Source organism: Komagataeibacter xylinus, assembly GCF_004302915.1.
Classification (GTDB): domain Bacteria; phylum Pseudomonadota; class Alphaproteobacteria; order Acetobacterales; family Acetobacteraceae; genus Komagataeibacter; species Komagataeibacter xylinus_C.
In genome coordinates, this window is sequence record NZ_QQBI01000081.1 from 1 (window position 1) to 3,065 (window position 3,065).

Here is a 3,065-nt window from a genome sequence, read left to right on the forward strand (position 1 = left end):
GATCCCCTTCCGGACACATGAAGGAGACATCCGATCATGGCGCGGCGCCGTCTTCTGACCCGTGAAGCTCTCGCCCGACATTACGAGCCTTCTGTCGATGATCGCGAGATCACGAGACATTTTACACTCAGCCAGGATGACTTCGATCTGATCGCAACCCGCCGCGGAGAAACCTCCCGATTGGGTTTTGCGATGGTCATGCTCTACATGCGCTGGCCGGGACGGGTGCTGGAATCTGGTGAAACACCACCGGCTCCCATTCTGTCATTTGTTGCGCGGCAGCTCGACCTGTCCCCTGGGCTCTGGTCCCATTACGGACGTCGTGACGAAACCCGTCGATCCCATCTGGCCCACCTGATGAAGCGTTATGGCTACCGAACCTTCGATCGGTCGGCATTTCATGACATGACCGGTTTCGCGATGCCAATTGCACATCATGTGACCCAGCCATCCCGCATGGCTGCGATCCTGATTGACGAGATGCGTCGCCGAAGCATTCTCCTGCCGTCGGTCACTGTCATTGAAGCCTTGGTGCGCCGTGCTCGCCAGCAGGCCGATCACCTTGTCCATGACGTCCTTGCAGGGGATCTGCCGCCGGAAACCCGTTGTCGTTTGGACAAAATGCTGGAGCGTCGTGGCGATCGCAGTGCCTCCTCGCTCTCGTGGCTGCGTAACCCGCCCCTGTCACCAGCCGCGCGCAATATCCTGCGATTGCTGGAACGCCTGGAGTATGTACGATCCCTGAACCTCGACAGTGCTCGCGCCACGACCATACCGCGTGTGGCCTTTGACCGTTTGAGCGAAGAAGCTGCCCGGATTACGCCCCAGCATCTGGCCGAGCTTCGGTCATCCCGTCGTTACGCCATTCTGGTGGCAGCCGGGGTCCGACTTGAGGAGGTTCTAACCGACGCGACCCTCACAATGATGGACAAACTCCTCGGAAGCATGATGCGCCGTGCCGAGCACCGGATCCGTGACAAAGCGATTGTCACCATGCGATCGTTGCAGGCCCAGCTTCGTCTGCTGACAACCTCCTGCCGTCATCTGATTGAGGCGCGTGATCAGGGTGTTGATTCACTGTCTGCCATTACGGGAATTGACTGGCCCCGCCTCCAGGACGCCATCGGCAGGGCTGAAACCCTGACAGCTCCAGAGACCATTGATCGCACGGCCGAACTGATCAACCGGCATCGCTCTCTTCGTCCTGCCATTGGTCCATTCCTGAACGCGTTCCAGTTTCAGGGTGGTCGCACGGTACAGGGATTACTGAAGGCGGTGCAGATCATTGGAGACCTCTATCGGACCGGTAAACGCCGCTTGCCTGACTCCTGTCCGATCCGTTTCATTCCGCCTTCCTGGCACAGCTTTGTCAGGCCAGAGGGAACAGTCATACGACAGGCTTACGAACTCTGTGTTCTGACCCAGCTGCGCGAGCGTCTGCGTGCCGGAGACATCTGGGTAACGGAAAGTCGCCAATACCGCGCATTCGACACCTACCTTCTTCCGGAAGCCACGTTTGCAGCGATGCGCGCGCAAGGACCGTTGCCTCTGGCGATCAATGCTACGGCTGACACGTTCCTTTCTCAACGGCGTGCAGTGCTGGAAACCGCGCTGAACCGGGTGACGGCTCTTGTCAGGAAGGGCGAGTTGTCACAGGTCCGGCTTGATGCAGATGGTCTTGTGATTTCGCCTCTGAAAGCAATTACACCCCCTGCTGTGGAAGAGTTGAGGCGGGCGGCTTACGACCGGCTGCCACGGATCAAGATTACTGATCTTCTGCTGGAAGTGGACCGCTGGATCAGCTTCACCGACTGCTTTACCCATCGCCGTTCCAGCCGTGTCGCGGATGACAAAAACGCCCTGCTGACGGTGATCCTGGCGGATGGGATTAATCTTGGTCTGACACGCATGGCCGACACCTGTCAGGGTGCCACCCTGCGCCAGTTGGCGCATCTGCATGACTGGCATATCAGCGAGGCCGGATACGCCGAAGCCCTTGGCCGTATGGTTGCAGCCCATCGTGGGCTGCCCCTGGCGTCACTCTGGGGAGACGGCACATCGTCCTCAAGTGATGGTCAATTGTTTCATGCAGGTGGCAGAGGCGCTGCGATCAGCGATATCAATGCGCGCAATGGCAGTGAACCGGGCGTCAGTTTCTACACCCACATCTCCGATCAGTATGATCCGTTTTCGACCCGGGTGATTGCTGCGACGGCCGGTGAAGCGCCCTATGTTCTGGATGGACTGCTTTATCATGCTAACGGACTTTCCATTGAAGAGCATTATACAGATACGGGTGGGGCATCGGATCATGTTTTCGGGCTGATGCCCTTCTTTGGTTATCGATTTGCGCCCAGGATACGGGATCTGAAAGAGCGGAAACTTCACCTTTTTCCGGGACAACACCCGGGCGAACTTCTGGGTGGGATGGCCGGTGACCTGATCAATACCAACCATATTGTGGAACACTGGGACGACTTGCTGCGTCTCGTCACATCTATTCGGAGTGGAACCGTGACCGCTTCGACCATGCTGCGCAAACTCGGATCTTACCCCCGTCAGAATGGTCTGGCTGTGGCTTTGCGCGAAGTCGGCCGGATCGAACGATCAATTTTTATGCTCGACTGGATACAGGATCTGGATTTGCGCAGACGAACCCAGGCTGGACTCAATAAGGGAGAAGCCCGGAATGCGCTGGCTCGGGCGCTCTTCTTCAATCAGCTTGGCGAACTGCGGGATCGGCGTTTTGAAAATCAGGCCTATCGGGCGTCAGGTCTGAACCTGCTGGTGGCAGCGGTCATCCTATGGAATACGCGCTATCTTCAGTCTGCCATCACGACGCTCGGTATTTCAGATGACCTGGCCCAGCATATCGCACCCCTCGGCTGGGAGCATATTTCTCTGACAGGCGACTATCGCTGGAATGTAGATGAGCAGCCCGAAGCTGGCGCGTTACGACCGCTTCGGGTACCTGCATCCCTACTTGTTGCGTGAACCTCAATGTGGCCAGTTCTACAGGTGTTCACTCCAAGCGTACGTAAAATACACTTTCGTGTCGTGATCCC

General features: G+C 57.6%; 1 protein-coding gene. It reads left to right on the forward strand.

All coding sequences use genetic code 11. The features are described 5' to 3' along the window. The first annotated feature begins 36 nt into the window (after nt 1-36). On the forward strand, nt 37-2,994 hold the full coding sequence (locus DV027_RS17105; protein WP_130732975.1) for a Tn3 family transposase: 2,958 nt from the start codon (nt 37-39) through the stop codon (nt 2,992-2,994). Nucleotides 2,995-3,065: the final 71 nt, after the last annotated feature.